The following is a 22,348-nucleotide window of genomic DNA, read 5'->3' as shown; positions in this document are numbered from 1 at the left end:
ATCTCACGCGACCTTTGAAATCTCTGACCCTCTCAGCGCCCTTGATCCAGTACCCTGGGATCTCCGAAGACAATGACAGACTTGATCTCTTTCTCACCATTCCGAACCTGGACGGCGAAGCTCGCACAACGCCCAAGACGGAGATTGATATCGGCTTCAAGCGGCTGCTGTCGTTTCTTGAGCGCGCACTCGAGGGTATCCATGAGGGACGAGAAGAAGCGCTTGATGGGTACGACATGGCCCGGTCGATCTGGCAGTCGCGAAACGACCTCAGCCAAGTGCGCCTATTTGTCATCACCGACGGCCTCGCGCGGATCGAGAGGATCGACAACAAGAACCTGAATGGTATCGAAGTATCGAGCCACTTGTGGGATCTGCGCCGACTTTATCGCGCTGTTTCTTCCGGTGCGAGTGATGAAACCATCAATGTAGATTTCTCGAAGATGAGCGGAGGTCCGCTGCGCTGTATCGTCGCTCAGCCTGAAGATGCGGGCTATCGGTGCCTACTCACAGCCATGCGAGCTGATGTTCTGGTCGAAATGTACAAGGACTTCGGACCAAAGCTGCTTGAGCGGAACGTCCGCAGCTTTCTCCAACTTCGAGGGAAGGTGAACCAGAGCATACGCAGAACCATAATCGACGAACCCCAGATGTTTCTGGCTTTCAACAATGGACTGTCCGTGACAGCTGCTGGGCTGGAGGTCAGGGATTATGGCGACGGAACTGCGGAACTTATCTCCGCTGACGATTTTCAGATCGTGAACGGCGGCCAGACGACAGGTTCTATCTTCCGGGCATCGCGCAAGGACTCCGCTGATGTCAGCGAGATTCTCGTTCCCGTCAAGATCACGGAGATATTGCCGGAAGGAAATGTAGAAGAGATCGCCCCCCGAATTTCACAGTCAGCCAACAACCAGAACAAGGTCAACATGGCTGACTTCTCGTCAAACCATCCCTTTCACCGGAGAATGGAGGAGTTGTCGCGCTCTATCCGGGCGCCTCCAGCGCCAGGTCTTCAGCGTCAATCGAGATGGTTCTATGAGAGAGCTCGGGGCCAGTATCACGACGCGCTAGCTCAAAACAGGACGCCGGCACAGCGCAAGGCGTTCGAAGCCATACATCCTCGAAGACAGATGATAACGAAAACGGATATCGCCAAGTTCGAACACACTTGGTCACAGCTGCCGCACATCGTGAGCCGAGGAGCACAGAAGTGTTACCTCGACTTCATGGATGTTGTCGACAAACGCGGCAAATACCTGCCCGACGAGTTGTTCTTCAAGCTTCTGGTTTCACGAGCCATCATGTTTCGGGAAACAGAACGTATCGTGTCTCGACGCAAGTTCGGAGGCTACAGAGCCAACATCGTCACATACACCTTGGCATGGACGCCGACGGTGGACAGCTATCTCGGCCGCGTGACCAAGGCTCAGATCCTCGTCGCCGTGCGCGAGGCGAAGGGCGACAAGGACGCGGACCGCATCGCCGGATTCAAGAAACCCGACATGGTCGAAGCCGCCGAAGAACTGCTGGCGGGCACGGGCTGGCTCCCGCAACCGCTACGCACGGCACCGCTTGTCGATCAGCCCGATGACCCGGAGTTCGAGATCGTCGATGATGGCGAAGTCGAGCCTCAGGCGCAGAACGACGACGCCGAAGATGATCCGCTGCCCCTCGAAGCCGCCGAGTGATCGCGGGAAGACAGGCGAATGGCGGTGTTCGGTCGATGGTTCAATCGCTCCAACCGGACGATGATTGACACGTCGCCGAGGCCGCCTTCACCACAGGTGACCACCAACCGAGGGAGAGGCTCCCCCAACTTCCTCGCGACTGGGGTCCGTCGGAAACGGCGGGCCCCTTTTTCGTGCGCTACCGATGGAGATGCTCATGTCGAACACAGCAGCAGGAATTGCACAGCGCCTCGGTCGCGACACGGAGGCAGTGTGTCGGCACTATCTGTCGAATGGCCGCAAGCAGGGCAATTACTGGATCGTCGGCGATACCGACAATGCGCCGGGGCGCAGCCTTTATGTCCGTTTGACGGGACCGGTCTCCGGCAAGGGGGCCGCCGGCAAATGGACCGATGCGGCCACCGGCGAGCATGGCGATCTGCTCGACCTCATCACGGCCAATCTCAAACTATCGTCCCTTAGCGACACGTTGGACGAGGCGCGCCGCTTTCTCAACCTTCCAAAACCCGGTCCACCATTGCGTGCACCGACGGCGAGAGCTCCGACCGGCTCATCGGAACGGGCGCTACTGGGCCTATCTCAAAACCGGTCTGGTCGTGGTCTCGAATGATCCGTTCTTCGCTTGTGAAGCGCGCGGCGTCCTTATTCCACTCGATGACGATTGGGCCATTCGCGTGGCAACAGCGCGCCGCGTCAGAGCTTTGACCTGTGGGCGAAACCCGTCCGCGTGGTTTACTGAGCAGCGCCGACAACGCATTGCGCGCGCGCTCCGAACGGGCGACGCGCTACGAGCCGGTGCACATCTGCGCGACATTGCGATCTCTTACTTCAGCGCTGATCGCGTCGCGTCTGAGCCATGGAAAACGAGCGCTTTGAAAGCACAAATCGCGCGGCTGGCGCGCTACGGACGCATGCTCGTCGGCGATGGATATCGGCAACTCTTGCGCGGGAAAGCGGCAAGTCACTCGTCAGACTGATACCGTCATTGATTTTGACCCACGACTCCGAACGCTTTGCAAAGCTTAGAAATAGGCTGCCATCAAGGGGGTGACGTTTTTTCGCCTAAGCCTTCGTCATCCCCCTTACGGGCTCTTGTCCGCTTCTCTGTCCATCAACCGCCCCGACGCATCCCGCGACGGGCCGTGATGACCAGAGGAGTTTCCCATGCCCGATCCCAATGCAGGTCTACCCCCGCGTTACCTCAGAACGCCGGAAGCCGCCCGTTTTCTTAGCCTTTCAGGTCGCACACTCGAGAAGCACCGCACCTATGGCACCGGGCCGCGCTATTCGAAGATTGGCGGACGTGTAGTCTACGCTGTCGAAGATCTGCAGTCCTGGGTTGGTCGCGGCGAAAAACGATCGACGTCTGACGACACCGGCGACACTGTACTTCCAGCGAAACGCCATGCGGCAATCTCGCCTGCATACCGCGACGGTAGGCGTTCATGATGGGGCCCACCCAGATCGAACTCACGTGGATCGAGGGGCGTATCGAGCGTTGGCTGCGTTTCGGCCAGATCGCTCGAGAAACGATTACCAGTCGTACTAAACGCACTATCGCCGTCAATCCGGGCGCGGTCTTCGCCTTCGTCCGCTGGGCCGCGAACCAGCACGGAACCGTCGAAAGCCGGATAGATATTCTGCAGGCCCCTCAGTCCGGTGAGACCTATTCAACGGTCCCTTTCGTGACGCCTGGCGGGGTCAGCCTTCTGCGCCTCTCTGGTTGGCCCAAGATCGAGTCTGTGTTGATCGCCATCGACCAGGTTGAGGCCGAGAACATAGCGCCGGAAGATGCATGCCCGGATCACTGGCGACATGTTCACAACCGGATCAGCTGCAATCTCATGCCACGTCGATATACGCCCTTACGCGATCTCGACCTAACAGGCGACACACCGATCGGCGGAATCGTCGAGAGCCGCAGTTGGGCCGGGAAGGATGGCGGTGCCCAACGGTTGGCTTTGGTCGGGCGATCGGATGTCGCGCTCGACAAACAGATCCGCGCTGAGGGCGCCACCTGGATCGATCGGTTGGCCTTGGCGAAGACTAAAGCTCCATTAAGCCATGGCGGTTTCGGGGCCGAGGTGCGCGAGGCCATAGAGAGACGCGCAGACCATCTGATCGAGCAAGGGCTTCGAAAGCCAACTCGCCTTTATGGCGGGCTACGGGATCAAGGCGTTCCTGATCGCCCAATCGCTCAATCAGATCGAAAAGGCCTATGGCCAGAACAATGCCATTCTCGACAATTGTCATGTCCGTGTGGCCTTCGCGACGAATGACGAGCGGACGGCCAAGCGCGTCTCCGATGCCCTTGGCACGGCGACGGAGATGCGGGCAATGAAGAACTATGCTGGACACCGCCTGTCGCCTTGGCTTGGACATTTGATGGTGTCGCGCCAAGAAACGGCACGCCCCCTGCTGACGCCCGGGGAAATGATGCAGTTGCCGCCGACGGAAGAGATTGTATTGGTGTCCGGCTCACCGCCGGTCCGTGCGGAGAAGGCGCGCTACTTTGCAGATCCTCAGTTCAACGCACGGGTTGGAACTCCACCTGATCTCCAAGCCCTGAAGACAAAAGACAGGGTACAGATAGACGACTGGAGCGGCCGCGACCCAATCATCGCACCACCGCCGCCCAAGCGAAAGGAGATCACGGAGGATGCGGATGGCGGCGTTCGGCGTGAACCAAACCTGCCTGAGCATGAGGATATCGCGCCTGAACCTTCTCCTCTGCACAGCGAATTTGCCCATCTCGACGACGAACCGGATGATGACATGCAACGCACGAAGACCATGCGCGACAGGTTCGGGACAGTGGCGCGGCAAGCGTCGCTTGATCCCGATGACGGTATCGAGCTTTAGGAGGCCAGTATGAAGAAGGATCGCCTCAATGTGTATTTCGATCCGTCGCTATCAGCAGAACTGGACGCGATGGCAGTGCGACGGAAGGTCTCGAAGTCACAAATCGTCGAAGCTGCGTTGGCGGCGTTTCTATCGCCGGATGGCGCGGACCAGCGTGAGGCAGCAATTGTCCGCCGTTTGGATCGGCTCACGCGATCTGTTGAGAGACTTGAGCGGGATCAGTCTATTGGCAATGAGGCCGTGGCACTGTTTGTGAAGTTCTGGCTCACGACAACCCCGCCATTGCCTGAAAGCATGCGTGATGCGGCCAAAGCTTCCGGGAAAGATCGCTATGACGGGTTTGTCGAAGCGCTGGGGCGAAGACTGGCGAAGGGGAAAATGCTGACGAAGGAAGTTTCAGAAGATCGGAAAGCGGCGGGGTCTTCATGACGCCTAGTGAATCTGTGCTCCGCAGTAGATGACCGCCTGGAGCCCAATTCTGCAACTGCTGCAGCTTTCTCGAATGCTCGCCATCCGCCAATAAGCGGACATCCGTTTCAAGACAAAGCCTTGTTGCTTATAGAGCAGGCTGCGATTGAAATTGGTTTGCGAACTGTCTGGGTGGGCTGCCCACGACCCGTTTGAACGCAGTATTGAAAGCATTTTCAGATTGATACCCGACGCGCTCGGCAACCTCTGCAATCGTATCGCGCGAAGTCATGAGTTGATCACTCGCTTTCGCCATTCGCAAGTTTGTCAGATAGTCCATTGGGGTCTCACCCACTACGTCATGAAAGCGCCGTGCAAATACGGACCGGGACATCCCGGCGTGTTCCGCCAGAGCCGTGAGTGTCCACTTGCGCCCTATGTCTTCGTGGATCGCGGCCAACGCCAGAGAGAGCTGCGCATCCGCCAGCGCGGCCAGCCAGCCCAAGCCGCCATCCTTCACAACGTGTCGGTGCCGCAGCGTCTGCACCAAAAGGACATGGGAAAGATGCTGCGCAATCAACAACCCTCCGGGACGAGCTGCGGCCACTTCATCCAGAATGCGTTCGACCAGATACTGCAACTGCGCTGCGGCAGCCTGTTCGGCGGGGATCACGATGATCGGGGGCAGCATAAAGACAAAATGCGCCGGTTGGACCTGTGACACCGTAAAACGACAGCTTGCGATCGTTGCGTGACCTCCACCATTCACGACAGCAGGTTGCTCGGAAAGAGGCGCCGAAAAGAGGCGCTCCAGCGGTTCGGGAACACAGGAAGGGCCTGTTGCAATCGAAAATGGTCGACCACTTGGAAGAACAAAGAAGTCGCCTTGCTCAACCAGAACCGGCGTGTCACTTCCCTCGACGGCCACCCAGCACTGCCCCGAAAGCATCGTATTGCATTTCAGCGCCCCGGCCTGATCCGGAAAGGCGACTGCGGATGGGTGGCCCAGGTCGATCAGGCCTGCGAGGTGGCTCTGCGGCTTCAGGATCGAAAGAATGTCAGACAGGGGGTCCATGGGGTCCAGTCGGTTGCTCAGCTTTGGCTGAGAATACCGAACCGATCATCGGAAAACAACAAATTGGGACGATTGCGAACATTTTAGCAACCATCACAAATTCAACGTATCAGAAGCGCTCTTATATCTAGTCTCATGAGATTTGGTTGGACGACCGACCCACGTGCAATAAAGGAGATAGCTATGCGTGTATTCGTAACCGGAGCAACAGGTTATGTCGGCCGCGCCGTCGTTCGCGAGTTGCTGGACAACAACCATGCGGTCATCGGGCTTGCACGGTCCGATGCCTCAGCTGATGCCCTTAAACAGGCGGGGGCTAAACCACATCGGGGAAGCCTCGAAGACCTGGCCAGCCTGCGTCAAGGGGCCGCCAAGGCCGACGCCGTGATCCATCTTGGCTTCAATCACGATTTCTCGAAGTTCGCCGAAAACTGCGCCCATGACGCCGAGGTTGTGCGTGCCATTGGCGCGGAACTGGCTGGATCGGACCGGCTTTTCCTTGTGACGTCGGGCACTGCAATTCTGTCACCTGGGGCATTCTCGACCGAGACCGACCTCGCACCCACCGGGGATATGGCAAACCCCCGCGTGGCAACAGAACATGCGGGCGCAGAGATGGCACGGAAAGGCGTCAAGATTGCCGCCGTACGACTAGCACCTTCTGTCCACGGCGCCGGAGACCACGGTTTTGTGCGCATGCTGACTGACATAGCGGTACAGAATGGCGAGGCTGCCTATGTAGATGAAGGGCAAAACCGCTGGTGTGCCGTGCATCGGCTGGACGCCGCGCGCCTTTACCGGCTGGCCTTGGAGCGGGGCGAAGGCGGCGTCCACTACCATGCAGTGGCCGAAGAAGGCGTGCCGTTCAAGGATATCGCCGAGGCGCTCGGCAAAAGTCTCAATCTGCCGGTATCACCCAAGTCTGGCGAAGAGGCCCAGGCCTACTTCGATTGGTTCCACTTCATGGCGGCCTCCGACACCCCGGCCTCTAGCGCATGGACACGGGAAGTCTTGAACTGGAGCCCGTCCGAACCATCTCTGATCGCAGACATCAAAGCGGGTCTATATCATCCTACTGCGGCCTAAGGGGAATGGTGCGAAACAGGAATACCTCGATTGACCAAATCGCGGACGTTTCGCCAGATGATAGAGCACCGTTGGTGTAGGAAGTCGGCTCCGTTATGCACCTCAACAAACGGCTGCTAACAAAGTCATCCGGATATTTTATGAACCAAACCAAATGTCCGGATTGTCCGCGATGAGGTCTTCCAAAGTTTCGGCGACGGAATAAGATCTTACGCCATCTCCTGCTGCTCTACGCTGCAGCGCTACTACGCCCTCAAACCTGTTGCTGATGAGCCAATTCCGGTCTTCTTAATCGATCCCGTAACCAATTGCGGGACCGCCAATGAACGTCCAAACTCTCAAATCAGCAGCGATCGAGCGCGGTTCCCGCATGCTCTTGACGGCCCTTGGGCCCGCCATCGCGGCTTGGCTCAAAGAAGACACCATTGTCGAGGTAATGCTGAACCCAGACGGTCGGCTATGGGTCGACCGGCTGGGCGATGGCCTTTCAGACACGGGAGAAAAGCTTTCACCTGAAGATGGCGAACGGATCGTTCGGCTGGTCGCCCATCACGTCGGATCCGAGGTTCATGCGGATGCTCCGCGCGTTTCCGCAGAACTGCCTGGAACGGGTGAGCGGTTCGAAGGACTTCTGCCTCCCGTCGTTGCGGCCCCGACCTTCGCAATCCGCAAGCCTGCGGTCGCGATTTTCTCGCTTGATGACTATGTTCGCGCCGGGATCATGGACGCGAGCGCCGCAGATGCGCTGCGTGACGCCGTTTCATCGCGCTCCAACATTCTAGTCGCAGGTGGCACATCCACCGGCAAGACGACCCTAACCAACGCGCTGCTCGCCGAAGTCGCAAAGACCTCCGACCGTGTCGTGCTCATCGAGGATACGCGCGAACTTCAGTGTACGACGCCTAATCTGGTTGCGCTGCGCACGAAAGACGGGATCGCAACACTATCTGATCTTGTTAGATCTTCGCTTCGCCTTCGACCTGACCGCATTCCGATTGGGGAGGTGCGCGGACCCGAAGCGCTCGACCTCCTTAAGGCTTGGGGCACCGGCCACCCGGGTGGGATCGGCACGATCCACGCAGGCTCCGCGATCGGAGCGCTGCGTCGTCTTGAGCAACTGATCCAAGAAGCCGTCGTTACCGTGCCCCGAGCCCTGATCGCCGACACAATCGATGTTCTCGCCATCCTCAAAGGTCGGGGCTCTGAGCGCCGCCTTACCGAACTCGCCCGCGTCACCGGGCTGAGCGTTGAAGGCGACTATGAACTGCAGCCTCTCCACATCGCCCAGAAAGGATCCATCCAATGACACGAACACTCACGCACCATTCCCACCTTCCAATACATACGTCAGCCGCCGCAATCGGGTTCCTGCTCATCGCCGGCCAGGCGCAAGCCGCCGGTTCAGGAATGCCATGGGAGGCGCCGCTGCAAGCGATTCTGGAGTCCATCGAAGGCCCGGTTGCCAAGATCGTCGCAGTGATGATCATAATCATCACTGGGCTAACTCTGGCCTTCGGTGATACGTCGGGCGGTGCGCGCCGACTCGTGCAGATCGTTTTCGGTCTCTCCATTGCCTTCGCTGCATCGAGTTTCTTTCTTAGCTTCTTCTCTTTCGGCGGCGGTGCGCTCGTATGATTGACGCCACCGACATTCCGGGTTTCACCGCTCCAGTGCATCGTGCGCTCACCATGCCGATTCTGCTTGGCGGCGCACCACGCACCATCGCGATCGCTAACGGCACGCTCGCGGCGGCCATTGGACTTGGCCTGAGACTCTGGCTTGTCGGCATCGTTTTCTGGGTCGTTGGCCATCTACTGGCGGTCTATGCAGCGAAGCGCGATCCGCAGATTGCCGATGTTGCCCGCCGCCACCTCCGTTATCCAGCTTGGATGGGGGTGTGAGCCGATGATGCACCTCACCGAATACCGCTCCAAAGCCGCATTACTTTCGGACTTTTTGCCTTGGGCAGCGCTGATAGGTGAAGGTGTCATCCTAAATAAGGATGGCAGCCTGCAGCGTACAGCTCGATTTCGGGGACCGGATCTCGATTCCGCAACACCTGCGGAACTTGTTGCCACCGCCGCCCGCCTAAACAGCGCCTTACGCCGTCTCGGATCGAAATGGGCAGTCTTCGTCGAAGCGCAGCGAATTCCAGCAAGAGAATATCCGTTATCCGAGTTCCCGGACCCGCTATCTGCGCTCGTCGATGCCGAACGACGCGCACAATTCGAGGAGAAGTCTAGGCAGCGGACTCATAAAACTGGCACCATAGCCTGACGGATGCGAGTTTGATCATCGCCAAGAAGTTGGCAGATGTCTTTTCGTATCGGGTGGCTATACGGCGGAAGGAAGCTTTGAGGCGGCCAAAGAACCGCTCGATCTTGTTGCGCTCGCGATAGATATCGACGTCGAACTCGGCGGGCAGTTTGCGGTTGGATTTGGACGGGATGACGTCGATGGCGCCCTGTTCCCAGATCATCTTGCGGATCCAATCCGCGTCATATGCCTTGTCAGCCAGAACGTATTGGCCAGGTTGCAGCCCGTCCAAAAGCTGTTCGCATGGGGGTGCATCGTGGGCTTGGCCCGGCGTCAGTTCATAGCGGATCGGCAACCCGTCCTGATTGGTAAGTGCATGTATTTTCGTGGTTAACCCACCCCGCGACCGGCCCATGCAACGACGCGGGTCGTTTTTTTGAGCGTCGCTGCAGAATGGTGAACCCGAACCGATGTGCCATCCACCATCACGGTGTCGATATTGTGCGCATCGGCGACCGCCTCCATTACCCGATCCCAAATGCCCGCATAAGTCCATCGGTTGAAACGGTTGTAGATCGTTGTGTAGGGGCCGTATTGATCGGGCAAATCGCGCCACGGGATGCCTGTGCGCAAGACATAGAAGATGCCATTGATCACACGCCGATCATCGACACGCTTAACCCCTCGGCTGTTATTTGGGAGCACTGCTTTGATGAACTCCCACTCCAAATCGCTCAAATCTGACCGCGCCATTCCACTGCTCCGCATATTGTCTTGCGGGAAATGAATCATAACAGGCTGGAAACGTGAAGCTCTTTGTAAGTACGCTGCCTAGTTGATCCTGCGTGCGGTGCGGAGAAGGTCCGGATCGAGCCCACCTTTCCAGAACTCCGCAACGCAGCGAATGTCGGCATTTGGGAAATTCGGCGAACTCGGTCCCTTTGAAATTTCATTCGACGTGTGTCTTCAGCCGCTCCAGAGCGCGGTCCCATTTCGTACCTATCTGCACAAGAAATTCGTTCGCCTCGTTCACGCGTGGCAACTCCAGGCTGTATCGCGTTTCCCTCCCGGATTTTACCGCAGAAACGAGTTGAGCTTCTGTCAGGGTTTTGAGGTGCTTACTGACAGCTTGACGAGACACATTCATGCCTTCGCATAGAGACGAAACCGACAGCGAGTCCTCCTGTTGTAGTCGAGCGATCAAGGCAAGACGGCGAGGGTCACCAAGTGAAGCGAATGTAGTCGCAAGCCCCGGTTGTTGGAGGTCGTCATCAACTATCATTCCAAGAAATCCCTAATGTTCTTGGTCTGTGCATCCCAGCCGCCCTCGTTGTCGCGAAATGCTTGCACCGACTTGTTTTTAGGTAATTTTTCAAAGCCGCTCTCTCGTATGGTAAGTTTCGAACCGTTGCCTGATGGTTCAAGAATGAACTCGACCAATGTCGACTTTTGGTCGAGGCGTTGATCATCCGGTTGGACCGTTTCGTCCACTGGCCAAACAAAGCTGCTGACCCGCATCCGCCGTCAGTGGTTCGCCAAGCGCAAATCCGTCGCCGCAATCCTGAAAGAGGTGATGACGAATGAGGCGTCTGCTTTGGTCGATAGTGACGCAGAGAACAAAGCGCTGGATGCGGACGAAGCCCTGCAAGAACTCGGATCTGACATAGTCGGCGCGGCTTATGTAACGGCCACAATCACCACTTGGGACGACGATGAACGTACTGCAGACGCCAAGATCAAGCTTGCGGAAAAAGTTGTTCAAGGCCGCGACTTCACCTGCATCCCGGAAACTCTGAACGCGGTCGAAGCTTGGCTTGGATCACTCCCTGGCCATCTTTACGCCAATGTACGCCAGCCGCCGATCTCTACGCTCAATCTTGCGCATATGATCCCGATCTCAGCGGTCTGGGCCGGACCTGCGCATAACGATCACCTCGATGGTCCGCCGCTTTTCTATGCCGAGACGCAAGGCGCAACGCCGTTTCGTTTTTCGACCCATGTCGGGGACGTCGGACACACGCTCGTGGTGGGCCCAACCGGTGCTGGCAAGTCCGTCTTGCTTGCGCTCATGGCGTTGCAATTCCGGCGCTACTCGGATGCACAGGTATTTGCCTTCGATTTTGGCGGCTCGATCCGCTGCGCGACAGTGGCCTGCGGCGGCGATTGGGAAGACCTCGGTCTGGCGTTGTCGGACGAAGAAGACGCCGTCCAACTGCAACCCCTCGCACAAATCGACGATCCAGCAGAACGGGCTTGGGCGCAGAACTGGCTTGCCGGATTACTGGCTCGCGAAGGGGTCATGATCGATCCTGTTGCCCGGGACCATCTCTGGTCTGCGCTCACATCTCTTGCCTCCGCGCCGCTTGAGGAACGGACCCTGACTGGTTTGTCGGTTCTGCTTCAATCCAATGACCTCAAACGCGCCATGGCCCCGTTTTGCCTGGGCGGACCGTTCGGGCGGCTCCTCGACGCAGAGAGCGAAGCACTCGGAACGGCCGACATGCAAGCCTTCGAGACGGAAGGCTTGATCGGCTCAGCCGCCGCGCCAGCCGTCTTGGCCTATTTGTTCCATCGCATCGAAGCGCGACTCGATGGAAGACCAAGCATGATCATCGTCGATGAAGGCTGGCTCGCGCTTGATGATGCGACTTTCGGCAATCAGCTTCGGGAATGGCTCAAGACCCTGCGCAAGAAGAATGCGAGCGTCATCTTCGCGACCCAATCGCTCGCCGATATCGATGGTTCCGATATTGCGCCTGCTATCGTTGAGAGCTGCCCAACACGTGTCTTCTTACCCAATGAACGCGCTTTCGAACCGCAGATCGCCGCGACCTACCGCAGCTTTGGCCTGAACGACCGCCAGATTGAAATCATCGCCCGGGCGACGCCCAAACGCGACTACTACTGCCAGTCGCGGCGCGGCAACCGGCTCTTTGCGCTCGGTCTCGGAGAAATAGCGCTCGCCTTCACCGCCGCTTCTTCCAAGGCCGACCATGCGGCCATCGACTCCGTGCTCGCCGAACACGGCCGGGACGGCTTCGCCGCCGCATGGCTCACCAGACATAATCTCCACTGGGCAACTGAATTGCTCACCCCATCGGACAACGTGATCAACGCCACCCCGCCCCCCACCAAAGCCAAGGATACGAACCATGACCAAGACAACTAAACTCGCCGGACACGCATTCGCGGTCCTCCTTATATCGAGCGCTATCGCGCTTTCGCCAACGACAGCGCCACCTGCCCAAGCCGGGCTGTTCGGCGGTGGGTTCAGCGGCATCGTCTATGACCCAACCAACCACGCTGAGAACTTGCTGACCGCTGCACGTTCTTTGGAGCAGATCAACAACCAGATCGCCCAGCTGCAGAACGAGGCGCAGATGCTCGTCAATCAAGGACGCAATCTCGCAAGTTTGCCATACTCCTCGCTGGCACAGCTACAGTCCTCCGTTCAGCAGACCCAGCAATTGCTGAATGAAGCGCAGCGGATCGCCCATGATGTGGCGACCATTGATGAGGCCTTCACGCAGGACTACGGGACATCAGCCGCACAGGGTGATTTTGACGCGATGATCGGTGGCGCGCGCGAGCGCTGGCTGACGTCCGTTGCTGGCTTCGAAGACGCACTGAAAGTCCAAGCTGGCGTTGTTGGAAATATCGAGACAGCTCGAACCGAAATGCAAGCGTTGGTCGGTCAAAGTCAGGCCGCGACGGGAGCGCTTCAAGCGACCCAAGCAGGCAATCAGCTGCTCGCTCTTCAAAGCCAGCAGATATCCGATCTGACTGCTGCAATCACTGCGCAGAACCGGGCGCACTCGCTGGAGGCCGCGCGAACCGCCTCTGCCGAGGCGCAGGCCCGCGAGAACCTCACACGTTTTCTCGATTACGGAGACGACTATGAGCCGACCACCGTGCGGATGTTTCGGTAGGCCGCCATGAGGCTCACTGCCGAGACCACCCTCAAAGGGATTGCAATTGCCATGGGTGCGATCGCGGCTCTCATGGCAGCAGGCGAACTGCATCACGCTCTTGAAGAGGAAACAGTGGATCAACCCGCCGTGGCGATGGAAGATCCGCTGCGCTTAGCTCTGCAACGCTGCCGAACTCTGACCCCCGAAGAACTTAAAGCCGACACCGAGTGTCAATTGGCCTGGGCTGAGAACCGCCGGCGTTTCTTCTCCATTCCATCAGACGGTCAGGAAACGGAGTGAGCCATGGATGGCGTTGGTATCATCGATCGATTCCTGGAGGTCTTCACCTCTTACATCGACAGTGGCTTTGGTCTGCTCAGCGGCGATGTCGCCTTCCTTGCCACTACTCTCATAGTCATCGACGTCACGCTGGCCGCACTCTTTTGGGCCTGGGGCGCGGATGACGACATCATCGGACGCCTCGTGAAGAAGACGCTCTTTGTCGGCATCTTCGCCTATATCATCAGCAACTGGAACGCACTTGCCCGCATCGTGTTTGAAAGCTTCGCAGGACTCGGCTTAATTGCGACCGGCGGCGCCATTGGCGCGGGCGAACTCCTTCAGCCCGGCCGCATCGCGGCAGTGGGTCTCGAAGCAGGTCAGCCGATCCTCGAATCCATTTCGGAGCTGATGGGCTTCGTGTCCTTCTTCGAGAACTTCATCCAGATATCGATCCTGCTCTTCGCCTGGATCATCGTGATCCTCTCCTTCTTCATCCTAGCGATCCAGCTCTTCGTCACACTAATCGAATTCAAGCTGGCAACGCTGGCCGGCTTCATCCTCGTGCCCTTCGGGCTCTTCAACAAGACCGCCTTCATGGCCGAGCGCGTCCTGGGCCTCGTCATATCTTCGGGCGTAAAAGTCTTGGTACTTGCTGTAATCGTTGGGATCGGCTCGACCATATTCGGTGAATTTACGGCCGGCTTTGCCGGTGAGCCAACCATCAACGACGCCATGGCCATCGTGCTCGCGGCACTGTCGCTGCTCGCCCTTGGCATCTTCGGTCCTGGCATCGCGAACGGCATCGTCTCAGGTGGACCGCAACTTGGCGCAGGCGCCGTCGTTGGTGCTGGGCTTGCAGCGGGCGGCGTTGCCGCAGGCGGTTTAGCCGGCCTCAAGATGGCCGGTGCCGCAGGTGGCGCTGCGCTGCGCGGTGGCTCGGCAGTGGCCGGCGGCGCATCGACGGCGTTTCAGATCGGAGGAGCCTCAGGATCGAGTGTGGCCGGGAAAGCCGCGAGCGGGATGGCTGCGGTCGGTCAGGCAGGTGCATCCGTCGCGGCAAGTCCTCTCAAACGGGCCGTCTCGGAAGGCTACCACTCAGGCTCACGCACGGCCTTCGAGGCCACCGGCGGCAAGTTCAGCAATTCCCCCGGCAGCATGCCGCGCCCCGCGAACGACGGGCCGCCCGCTTGGGCACGCCGCATGAAGCGCCAACAATCCCTGCAACACGGCGCAAGCGTTGCCGCCCACGCCATCCGCTCCGGCGACGGTGGTGGCAGCGGCGCCGTGATCAACCTTTCGGAGAGATCATGATATTCAAAAGACCCAGCGTGCGATATGCCAAGACCCCGGAACCAACCACACCTTATCAGAAGGCCGCCCAAGCGTGGGATGACCGCATAGGATCTGCCCGCGTTCAGGCGCGCAACTGGCGACTTATGGCGATCGGATGCCTCGCCACAACGGCCGCTTTCGGATTGGCCCTTGTGTGGCACTCCACCCAGGGCACAATCGTCCCTTACGTCGTCGAAGTGGACCAGCTTGGTGCGGCACAGGCCGTGGCTCCTGCGACTGCAGACTATCAACCAAGTGATCCCCAAATTGCGTTTCACCTTGCTCGCTTCATTGAAAACGTACGTCAACGCCCGATCGATCCGATCGTCCTGCGCGAGAACTGGCTGCGCGCCTACGACTTTACTACCGACCGCGGGGCTGTCGCGCTCAATGATTTCGCGCGTGAGAACGACCCGTTTGGCAGTATCGGCGAAGTTCAGATTGCCGCCGAGATTTCAAGCGTTATCCGCGCCTCGGATTCCAGCTTCCGCGTGGCCTGGATCGAACGCCGCTACGTGAACGGCCAACTCGCCGGGACCGAACGCTGGACCGGTATCCTCTCCGTCGTCATCCAGCCGCCGCGTGATGCAGAGCGGCTACGAAAAAACCCCCTTGGCGTTTTCGTTCACGCCATCAACTGGTCACGGGAGAACGTTCAATGAAACATCGCAATTCAACCAAACTGCCCCTTGTCGCACTTTGCGCCACATCAATGCTAGCGGGCTGCTCTACCTTCAAGCCACCCGAGATAAGCTATGACGATCCCGTCGAAGCAACTCTGATTGCAGACCCACCGCGACCTGTTCAGATCGTAGAGCGGCCCGAACCACTACCGCTTCCCGGGCAGCTCATGCGCATCGACGCTGATGACCGCCCACCGGAGGCATCGGAGCCGACCGAGCGGATCACCAATGCCAATGCGGCGGCGCGCATCGAGCCCGTCCGGGACGGGTTCATAAACGCGGTCCAGCTATACCCCTACAGTTCGGGTGCCCTCTACCAAGTCTATACCTCGCCTGGACAAGTGACGGATATCGCGCTGCAAGCTGGCGAAAGCCTGGTTGGGTCCGGTCCCATTGCCGCAGGTGATACGGCTCGCTGGATCATCGGCGATACTGAGAGCGGAACCGGCGACGATCGTCGTATTCATATCTTGGTGAAACCGACCCGCCCCGATCTGGTGACCAACCTTGTCATCAATACAGATCGCAGAACCTATCATTTGGAACTGCGCGCAACACCGCAGGCCTATATGGCGTCGGTTTCGTGGCAATACCCCGAAGATGAACTCATCGCGCTGCGCAGCCAAAATGCGCAAAGTGAGGCCGCACTACCTATTGGCCGGAATGTCGACCTCACCAATATGAATTTCCGCTATCGAATTACGGGTGATCGTGCGCCCTGGCGCCCCCGCCGTGCCTTCGATGACGGAAGGCAGGTGTTCATAGAGTTCCCGAGCGGGATCGGACAAGGAGAAATGCCGCCGCTTTTCGTCATCGGACCGGAGGGCGATGGACAGCTCGTGAACTACCGGATCAGGCGCAACTACATGATCGTGGATCAGCTTTTCGCTGCTGCGGAGCTTCGCTTGGGAGATCGACAGCGGCTCGTCCGGATCATTCGCACCGATGGTATTCGTCAATCGCAACGGCAAATTTCATCTGCCGTTACCCACGAGACAGACCGATGAGTGATGTCGAAACCGAACAAGAGATGGAGGAAACCCGGCGTTCAGAGGCTGATATCGCAAAGGAACTGCGGCTCCGCCCCGATCCACCGCGCGTGATGCGATTGTCGCGAAAGGCCATCACGGTTCTGGTCGTGGTTGGCGGATTGGGTGTGGGGGCAATCCTGATTGTTGCATTACAGAGTCCCGAAGGACTCGATGGGCCGTCGGAACTGTTCTCGACTGATCGAATTCAGGAAGCCGAGGGTCTTTCTCAGCTTCCAAGTGACTACGGATCCTTTCCGCAACTGGGCCCACCGCTTCCAGGAGAACTGGGCCGGCCAGTGTTGTCGGCACAGCAACGGGGAGAGTCCATGCCGGTTGTGGCCGCCAGCGGAACAGCGGTTGATCCGGTGCAACAAATGCGTTTGCAGGAGGAGGAAGCAGCTCGGATCGCGACACTGTTCGCAGATGCTCAGACAATGACGACCACTTCAGGACAACAACCGAGACAATCATCGACAGCAGTAGGTCCGAGTCTGCAAAGTGTGTTCCCAGCGTCTATTGAACCGGCAACCCAATCGGATGCTACAGACCGCCAAGAGGCCTTCCTGGATCGCGAGATAGACCGACGGACTACAGCCGCTGATCGCCTGCAGGCTCCATCGAGCCCATACGTCGTGCAGGCGGGTAGCGTCATCCCTGCTGCCCTCATCACTGGAATACGCTCAGATCTGCCGGGTCAGATCACCGCGCAGGTCACTTCTCATGTCTACGATAGCCCAACTGGACAGTTCCTGCTGATCCCGCAGGGTTCCCGTCTGCTCGGTGAGTACGACAGCCGCGTAGATGCAGGTCAGCGCCGCCTCCTGTTGGCTTGGACGCGCATCATCTTTCCGGACGGTCGCTCCATAGTGCTCGAGCGCGAACCCGGCACCGACGAGGCTGGCTTTGCTGGACTTGAGGATCGTGTCGACAACCACTGGGATCGAGTGTTTCTCGCTGCTGGATTGGCGACCATTCTGAATATCGGTTTGGAGAGTACCAGCGATGATGGTGATGCAATAGCGGAAGCTATCCGGGACGGGACACAAGATACAATCGGGCGTGCAGGCGAAGCAATTGTACAACGTCAGCTGGGCATCCCGCCAACGTTGACCATCCGCCCCGGATTTGCCGTCCGTGTAATGGTCACTCGCGATCTCATTCTCGAACCCGGAGTAGACACGAGATGACGAAACTGAAACTGAGCAATATACGCGACGACAAACCGGTGAAGCTGACGGTTGAACTACCGGCTGATGTACATCGCGACCTCACGGCTTACGCTGATATTCTAAGCCGCGAAACGCAGCAATCTCTGGAACCTGTCAAGCTCATTGCTCCGATGTTGGCGCGATTTATGGCTACTGATCGCGGCTTTGCCAAGGCGCGAAAACAATAACCTAAGCCAACACCACCAGAACGGCGTGGATGGAACACATCTTTCGAAAGACTAGGAGGGATTGGCGCTAAACTCACGCCAATCCCTCATCGCTGCCCAATAGCTCTGCATGTTGGACGTGGTAACTAGGCAGCGTACTTACAAAGAGCTTCACGTTTCCAGCCTGTTATGATTCATTTCCCGCAAGACAATATGCGGAGCAGTGGAATGGCGCGGTCAGATTTGAGCGATTTGGAGTGGGAGTTCATCAAAGCAGTGCTCCCAAATAACAGCCGAGGGGTTAAGCGTGTCGATGATCGGCGTGTGATCAATGGCATCTTCTATGTCTTGCGCACAGGCATCCCGTGGCGCGATTTGCCCGATCAATACGGCCCCTACACAACGATCTACAACCGTTTCAACCGATGGACTTATGCGGGCATTTGGGATCGGGTAATGGAGGCGGTCGCCGATGCGCACAATATCGACACCGTGATGGTGGATGGCACATCGGTTCGGGTTCACCATTCTGCAGCGACGCTCAAAAAAACGACCCGCGTCGTTGCATGGGCCGGTCGCGGGGTGGGTTAACCACGAAAATACATGCACTTACCAATCAGGACGGGTTGCCGATCCGCTATGAACTGACGCCGGGCCAAGCCCACGATGCACCCCCATGCGAACAGCTTTTGGACGGGCTGCAACCTGGCCAATACGTTCTGGCTGACAAGGCATATGACGCGGATTGGATCCGCAAGATGATCTGGGAACAGGGCGCCATCGACGTCATCCCGTCCAAATCCAACCGCAAACTGCCCGCCGAGTTCGACGTCGATATCTATCGCGAGCGCAACAAGATCGAGCGGTTCTTTGGCCGCCTCAAAGCTTCCTTCCGCCGTATAGCCACCCGATACGAAAAGACATCTGCCAACTTCTTGGCGATGATCAAACTCGCATCCGTCAGGCTATGGTGCCAGTTTTATGAGTCCGCTGCCTAGGCAATGCTGGGCAAATTGCATGCCTGTTCTCAACCCAGAACAATTTTATGCAAATTCATCCGCATGCTTTTCGCACCATGCACGGAACGTGCGCGGCGCGGTGCCGGTCAGGTTAGCGATGTCATCGGCGAGGAAGCCTGCTCGCCCTGCACGGAACGTCTCGTTGAGGTTGCGCAGAGCCATGGCATTTGGCTCTGGCATGCCTTCCGCAATGTGTCGCTGTTCAAGTTCTTCGGGCGTGACCGAAACGAACTCAATAGGTCGGTCGATCGCGTTAGCGAGGATCGCGACCTGGTTGCGGGCACTCAGGGCCTCGGGGCCGTTCAGGATGTAGGCGTGGCCCGCATGGCCCGGCTCGGTCAGTGCCAACACAGCGATCCGCGCCACGTCATAGGGATCAACGATGGCTAGTGCGCCGGGATCAGTCGCGTCGACGACGCGGCCGTCTTTCTTGATCGCATCAAGCCACCACAGGGCGTTGGACATAAGCCCATTGGCCCGCAGATAGGTGACATCCAGATCAGACTTGTGAAAGACCTCATCGCGCGCGGCGATCATGGCACCGATCATTGGATAGGGTTGCAGGCTGGTCCCGAGCGATGAAAGCAGAGCGATCCGCTTCACATTGGCAGCATGTGCCGCATCAATCATGCTTTGCGCCTGCTCAACGGAGGGTTCGAGCTGCATGAAGAACACACCATCCACGCCTTTGGTCGCTTGGGCGATGCTTTTTGGGTCATCAAGCTCACCGACGGCAAATTCAATACCATCCGGCAATTGCTTCCTGGCACGGGCTTCATCTCGGACGAAGGCACGCACGGCATGGCCTTTTTGCAAAAGCTGAGCCGCGACTTCGCCGCCGACATTTCCGGTTGCTCCAAATACAAGATACATGAGATTTTCCTTTCGATCAGTTGGTTTGGGTTTGGGGTGATGAGGTGTGAGATGCCGCGTTGGCGAGAGCCCAGGCATCCGCGCCCGCGGGTAGATGATCGGGGCAGTCCGGATCGGTTGCCGCCCGCCAAATCGCTTCGGTGACGTCTTCGATCTTCGTTATGGCCGAAGGCGTGGCCAAACCGGCAAGTGCCCTGTCTGCGAAACCCGCATAGGCCGCGGGAATACCGTCCGATGAGCGCGATTGCGCATTGTCGGCAAAGCGCGTCTCGGCCTGACCAGGAATGACGACCTTCACGGATACGCCGAATTCTGCCATCTCAAGCGCGAGGCAATCGCTGAACGCGATGATCGCCGCCTTGCTGGCGGAGTAGAACGAAAACAGCGGAAACGGCTTCATCGTCGTGCTCGTATTGACGTTCACGATGACGCCCGAACCGCGCTGCCGGAAGGCTGGCAAGACCGCTTTTGTCATGGCGATCGTGCCAAGCGTGTTGGTCTCGAAGATGGCGCGGATCTCGGTCATGTCGGTGCCCTCGACGGCGCTCAGCATGCCAATACCGGCGTTGTTGACCAGCACATCGATGGGGCCGGCAGTTTCCATGGCGGCGGCGATGCTGCCTTGATCGGTTGTGTCCAGTGGCAGCACCCGCAAGCGATCGCTTGGCGGGAAAAAATCCTCGCGCGGGGTGCGCATCGTCGCGATGACGGACCATCCTTTGTCGAGAAAATACAATGCCGTCTCCAGCCCGAAGCCGGAAGAACATCCTGTAATGAGTACGGTGTTCATTGTGACCTCCTATTTCTATCGTCTGACACCAAACTAGGGGTCGAAATGTGAACTATCGATAGTTGAAAATCCGGTATTCATTTGCGATAGTCCTGATATGACTGATCCACTGACTGATGTGATTTCTCTGCTGCAACCACAGCCTGCCGCGATGAAGCTGGTGTATGGCGGCGGCGCGTGGCGTGTGCGCCGTGAAGTCACCGACCGGGTCTTTTATGGATTGGCGCTGGATGGGGGCTTTCGATTCCAGGCGGATGGACAGGCGGAAGTCACCATTGAAGCCGGCGACTTCCTGTTGGTCCCCTCGGCTGCCGATTTCACGGTATCGAGCAAGATCGCGGTGACTGGCGATGCCCTTTCGGTGCTTCCCGTTGATCTGTCCGGCGGAGAATATCGCGTAGGCGAGCCGGATGCGCCGATCGATGTCAGGATGATGATCGGGTATTGCCTCTTTGGCTCACCAGACGCGTCCTTGCTGGTCTCGCTCTTGCCGCAGATTGTCATTATCCGGAAAAGTGATCGCCTGGCCGCGCTCGCGGGTTTGGTGGATGATGAGTATCGAAATCGGCGCAGTGCGCGCAATGTGATCCTTGATCGTTTGCTCGAAGTCCTCTGCATCGAAGCCTTTCGCGCGCTGCCTGATGAAGGTGGCTTTGCAGGACTCGTGCGCGGGCTTGCAGATGATCAGATCGCGCAGGCCATCCGCCTCATTCACGAAGACCCCACACGCGGCTGGACGGTCGAGGATTTGTCGCGCGAAGCCGCGCTATCGCGGTCGGCCTTCTTCGCGAAATTCAATCGTGTTGTCGGCATGGCGCCAATGGAATATTTGCAAAACTGGCGAATGTCGCTCGCCAAGGACAAGCTATGCGCGGGCAACAGCTCCATTTCGGAGATCGCCTACAGCGTCGGCTATGGCTCACCAAGCGCGTTCAGCGTTGCGTTCACACGCATAGTGGGACGCCCTCCGACAGAATATGCGAGAGACCTCAAAGAGCGTGCACACTTGCTTCACTGACGGCCAAGACCTGCAGCGATGAACCGCGCAATCTTGTTTATTTCCACGCTGCTGACGCGACCTCCGGTCACGATGATCCGCCAATAAAGAATGCTCGCAAGCGCATCATTGGCAAGATCACGGTCCGCAGTTTCGGATAATTCACCACGTGCGATGGCCCGGTCGACGATCGCCTTGCCGCGTTCGCGGCGCTCATATTGCAGTGTGTTCCTTATCTCGGCGCTCAATGCGCTGGTTCTGGCCATCTCGGCATGCAAGTCGGGCAAAATACGCCGGATCAGCGGGTGGCGCATAGTCCGGCGCAGCGACAACAGGATCAGCCGCAAATCTTCCAATAGCGATCCACTGTCGGGGATGGGTGTCAGGGTCAGGCCAACCGCCTTGATCAGTTCGATCGCCATCTCCTGTTTTGACGACCAGCGGCGATAGAGTGCCGCTTTCCCGACGCCGGCACGCTTGGCGACGCGTTCGAGGCTCAGCGCACCAAGGCCGGTCTGCGCCCATTCTTCAAAAAACGCGCGGGTGAGGGCATCGGTCACGGACGGGCGCATCACGGCCGCCCCACTAGGCGCACGCGGGGATGCGTTCATCGTCAAATCTCCGTCGGAACGGTTGCGTTCCATCCGTTAATCTCCTATATGGTCGATACGACACCG

24 protein-coding genes and 5 pseudogenes are annotated in these 22,348 nt (G+C 58.3%); 22 read left to right on the top strand and 7 right to left on the bottom strand.

Annotation, left to right across the window (positions count from 1 at the left end; all coding sequences use genetic code 11):
* Positions 1-14 precede the first annotated feature (14 nt).
* The 7 genes and pseudogenes from E2K80_RS06585 to E2K80_RS06555 all read left to right on the top strand — a co-directional run bounded on the left by E2K80_RS06585 (position 15) and on the right by E2K80_RS06555 (position 4,982).
* Positions 15-1,691 carry an AIPR family protein gene (locus tag E2K80_RS06585; RefSeq protein WP_135373873.1) on the top strand — a complete coding sequence of 559 codons (1,677 nt, stop codon included), beginning with the start codon at positions 15-17 and terminating at the stop codon, positions 1,689-1,691.
* A 196-nt stretch (positions 1,692-1,887) separates the two neighbouring features.
* A complete protein-coding gene (locus E2K80_RS06580; RefSeq protein ID WP_210405435.1) occupies positions 1,888-2,301 on the top strand; it encodes a hypothetical protein in 414 nt (137 codons plus the stop codon).
* Complete coding sequence (locus tag E2K80_RS20030) at positions 2,213-2,668, top strand: DUF2285 domain-containing protein (protein WP_135373871.1); 456 nt, start codon at positions 2,213-2,215, stop codon at positions 2,666-2,668. The genes E2K80_RS06580 and E2K80_RS20030 overlap by 89 nt, the downstream gene beginning before the upstream one ends.
* Before the next feature lie 187 nt (positions 2,669-2,855).
* Positions 2,856-3,140 (top strand): helix-turn-helix transcriptional regulator, encoded by a 285-nt coding sequence (locus E2K80_RS19485; protein WP_135373869.1) that lies wholly within the window; start codon positions 2,856-2,858, stop codon positions 3,138-3,140.
* Positions 3,137-3,772: pseudogene (locus tag E2K80_RS19060) on the top strand (DUF2840 domain-containing protein); the annotation flags it as partial. The gene E2K80_RS19485 and the pseudogene E2K80_RS19060, both read left to right, overlap by 4 nt.
* Positions 3,773-3,824: 52 nt before the next feature.
* A pseudogene (locus E2K80_RS06560) lies at positions 3,825-4,553 on the top strand (type IV secretory system conjugative DNA transfer family protein); the annotation flags it as partial.
* A 9-nt stretch (positions 4,554-4,562) separates the two neighbouring features.
* On the top strand, positions 4,563-4,982 hold the full coding sequence (locus tag E2K80_RS06555) for a CopG family transcriptional regulator (protein WP_135373863.1): 420 nt from the start codon (positions 4,563-4,565) through the stop codon (positions 4,980-4,982).
* 127 nt (positions 4,983-5,109) lie between these two features.
* On the opposite strand, the gene E2K80_RS06550 is transcribed toward E2K80_RS06555, so the two are convergent.
* Positions 5,110-6,036, bottom strand: a complete 927-nt coding sequence (locus E2K80_RS06550; RefSeq protein ID WP_135373861.1) for an AraC family transcriptional regulator — start codon at positions 6,034-6,036, stop codon at positions 5,110-5,112.
* Positions 6,037-6,219: 183 nt separating this feature from the next.
* On the opposite strand from E2K80_RS06550, the gene E2K80_RS06545 reads away from it, so the two are divergent.
* The 5 genes and pseudogenes from E2K80_RS06545 to E2K80_RS06525 all read left to right on the top strand — a co-directional run.
* Complete coding sequence (locus E2K80_RS06545) at positions 6,220-7,122, top strand: SDR family oxidoreductase (RefSeq protein WP_135373859.1); 903 nt, start codon at positions 6,220-6,222, stop codon at positions 7,120-7,122.
* Positions 7,123-7,492: 370 nt separating this feature from the next.
* A complete protein-coding gene (gene trbB / locus E2K80_RS06540) occupies positions 7,493-8,428 on the top strand; it encodes a P-type conjugative transfer ATPase TrbB (protein ID WP_210405466.1) in 936 nt (311 codons plus the stop codon).
* Positions 8,425-8,757 carry a TrbC/VirB2 family protein gene (locus E2K80_RS06535; RefSeq protein ID WP_135373855.1) on the top strand — a complete coding sequence of 111 codons (333 nt, stop codon included), beginning with the start codon at positions 8,425-8,427 and terminating at the stop codon, positions 8,755-8,757. Before trbB ends, E2K80_RS06535 begins: the two co-directional genes overlap by 4 nt.
* Complete coding sequence (locus tag E2K80_RS06530) at positions 8,754-9,023, top strand: VirB3 family type IV secretion system protein (protein WP_135373853.1); 270 nt, start codon at positions 8,754-8,756, stop codon at positions 9,021-9,023. The genes E2K80_RS06535 and E2K80_RS06530 overlap by 4 nt, the downstream gene beginning before the upstream one ends.
* Positions 9,024-9,027: 4 nt before the next feature.
* Positions 9,028-9,357, top strand: a pseudogene (locus tag E2K80_RS06525) (conjugal transfer protein TrbE); the annotation flags it as partial.
* 4 nt (positions 9,358-9,361) lie between these two features.
* On the opposite strand, the gene E2K80_RS06520 reads toward E2K80_RS06525, so the two are convergent.
* The 3 genes from E2K80_RS06520 to E2K80_RS06510 form a co-directional block, all read right to left on the bottom strand.
* Positions 9,362-10,131, bottom strand: a protein-coding gene (locus tag E2K80_RS06520) for an IS5 family transposase (RefSeq protein ID WP_168193246.1) whose coding sequence is annotated in 2 segments (ribosomal slippage) — positions 9,362-9,810 and positions 9,810-10,131 — 771 coding nt in all. Because the reading frame shifts where the segments join, the coding sequence is not laid out codon by codon here.
* Positions 10,132-10,327: 196 nt separating this feature from the next.
* Entirely contained in the window at positions 10,328-10,660 is a 333-nt protein-coding gene (locus tag E2K80_RS06515; protein ID WP_135373851.1) for an ArsR/SmtB family transcription factor, read from the bottom strand.
* Positions 10,657-10,896, bottom strand: a complete 240-nt coding sequence (locus E2K80_RS06510; protein ID WP_135373849.1) for a hypothetical protein — start codon at positions 10,894-10,896, stop codon at positions 10,657-10,659. The genes E2K80_RS06515 and E2K80_RS06510 overlap by 4 nt, the downstream gene beginning before the upstream one ends.
* On the opposite strand from E2K80_RS06510, the pseudogene E2K80_RS06505 reads away from it, so the two are divergent.
* The 9 genes and pseudogenes from E2K80_RS06505 to E2K80_RS06465 all read left to right on the top strand — a co-directional run.
* Positions 10,877-12,547 (top strand): annotated as a pseudogene (locus tag E2K80_RS06505) (TraG/VirB4 family ATPase); the annotation flags it as partial. The gene E2K80_RS06510 and the pseudogene E2K80_RS06505 sit on opposite strands and share 20 nt — an antisense overlap.
* A complete protein-coding gene (gene trbJ / locus E2K80_RS06500; protein WP_135373847.1) occupies positions 12,531-13,307 on the top strand; it encodes a P-type conjugative transfer protein TrbJ in 777 nt (258 codons plus the stop codon). The pseudogene E2K80_RS06505 and the gene trbJ, both read left to right, overlap by 17 nt.
* Before the next feature lie 6 nt (positions 13,308-13,313).
* Positions 13,314-13,589: a putative entry exclusion protein TrbK-alt gene (gene trbK-alt, locus E2K80_RS06495; protein ID WP_135373845.1), complete on the top strand. Its 276-nt coding sequence runs from the start codon at positions 13,314-13,316 to the stop codon at positions 13,587-13,589.
* A 3-nt stretch (positions 13,590-13,592) separates the two neighbouring features.
* Positions 13,593-14,882 carry a P-type conjugative transfer protein TrbL gene (trbL, locus tag E2K80_RS06490; RefSeq protein ID WP_135373843.1) on the top strand — a complete coding sequence of 430 codons (1,290 nt, stop codon included), beginning with the start codon at positions 13,593-13,595 and terminating at the stop codon, positions 14,880-14,882.
* Positions 14,876-15,565, top strand: coding sequence for a conjugal transfer protein TrbF (trbF, locus tag E2K80_RS06485; protein ID WP_135376501.1), 690 nt, complete (start codon positions 14,876-14,878; stop codon positions 15,563-15,565). The genes trbL and trbF overlap by 7 nt, the downstream gene beginning before the upstream one ends.
* Positions 15,562-16,593 carry a P-type conjugative transfer protein TrbG gene (gene trbG, locus E2K80_RS06480; RefSeq protein WP_135373841.1) on the top strand — a complete coding sequence of 344 codons (1,032 nt, stop codon included), beginning with the start codon at positions 15,562-15,564 and terminating at the stop codon, positions 16,591-16,593. The genes trbF and trbG overlap by 4 nt, the downstream gene beginning before the upstream one ends.
* On the top strand, positions 16,590-17,804 hold the full coding sequence (locus E2K80_RS06475) for a TrbI/VirB10 family protein (protein WP_135373839.1): 1,215 nt from the start codon (positions 16,590-16,592) through the stop codon (positions 17,802-17,804). Before trbG ends, E2K80_RS06475 begins: the two co-directional genes overlap by 4 nt.
* Positions 17,801-18,013, top strand: a complete 213-nt coding sequence (locus E2K80_RS06470; RefSeq protein WP_135373837.1) for a DUF2274 domain-containing protein — start codon at positions 17,801-17,803, stop codon at positions 18,011-18,013. Before E2K80_RS06475 ends, E2K80_RS06470 begins: the two co-directional genes overlap by 4 nt.
* A 168-nt stretch (positions 18,014-18,181) precedes the next feature.
* A pseudogene (locus E2K80_RS06465) lies at positions 18,182-18,990 on the top strand (IS5 family transposase).
* 45 nt (positions 18,991-19,035) lie between these two features.
* Here E2K80_RS06465 and E2K80_RS06460 read toward each other — a convergent pair.
* Both E2K80_RS06460 and E2K80_RS06455 read right to left on the bottom strand, forming a co-directional pair.
* Positions 19,036-19,884, bottom strand: a complete 849-nt coding sequence (locus tag E2K80_RS06460) for an NmrA family NAD(P)-binding protein (RefSeq protein WP_135373836.1) — start codon at positions 19,882-19,884, stop codon at positions 19,036-19,038.
* Between the two features lie 16 nt (positions 19,885-19,900).
* Entirely contained in the window at positions 19,901-20,674 is a 774-nt protein-coding gene (locus E2K80_RS06455; RefSeq protein WP_135373834.1) for an SDR family oxidoreductase, read from the bottom strand.
* Positions 20,675-20,771: 97 nt separating this feature from the next.
* Between E2K80_RS06455 and E2K80_RS06450 the strand changes: the two genes are divergently transcribed.
* Positions 20,772-21,692: an AraC family transcriptional regulator gene (locus E2K80_RS06450; RefSeq protein WP_135373832.1), complete on the top strand. Its 921-nt coding sequence runs from the start codon at positions 20,772-20,774 to the stop codon at positions 21,690-21,692.
* Here E2K80_RS06450 and E2K80_RS06445 read toward each other — a convergent pair.
* Positions 21,686-22,315 (bottom strand): TetR/AcrR family transcriptional regulator, encoded by a 630-nt coding sequence (locus E2K80_RS06445; RefSeq protein WP_135373830.1) that lies wholly within the window; start codon positions 22,313-22,315, stop codon positions 21,686-21,688. The genes E2K80_RS06450 and E2K80_RS06445 overlap by 7 nt on opposite strands.
* Between the last annotated feature and the right edge of the window lie 33 nt (positions 22,316-22,348).

Source organism: Rhodophyticola sp. CCM32, from assembly GCF_004751985.1.
Lineage (GTDB): Bacteria > Pseudomonadota > Alphaproteobacteria > Rhodobacterales > Rhodobacteraceae > Rhodophyticola.
Note: the sequence above shows the minus strand (reverse complement) of the source record. Positions and strands in the feature narration are given on the sequence as shown.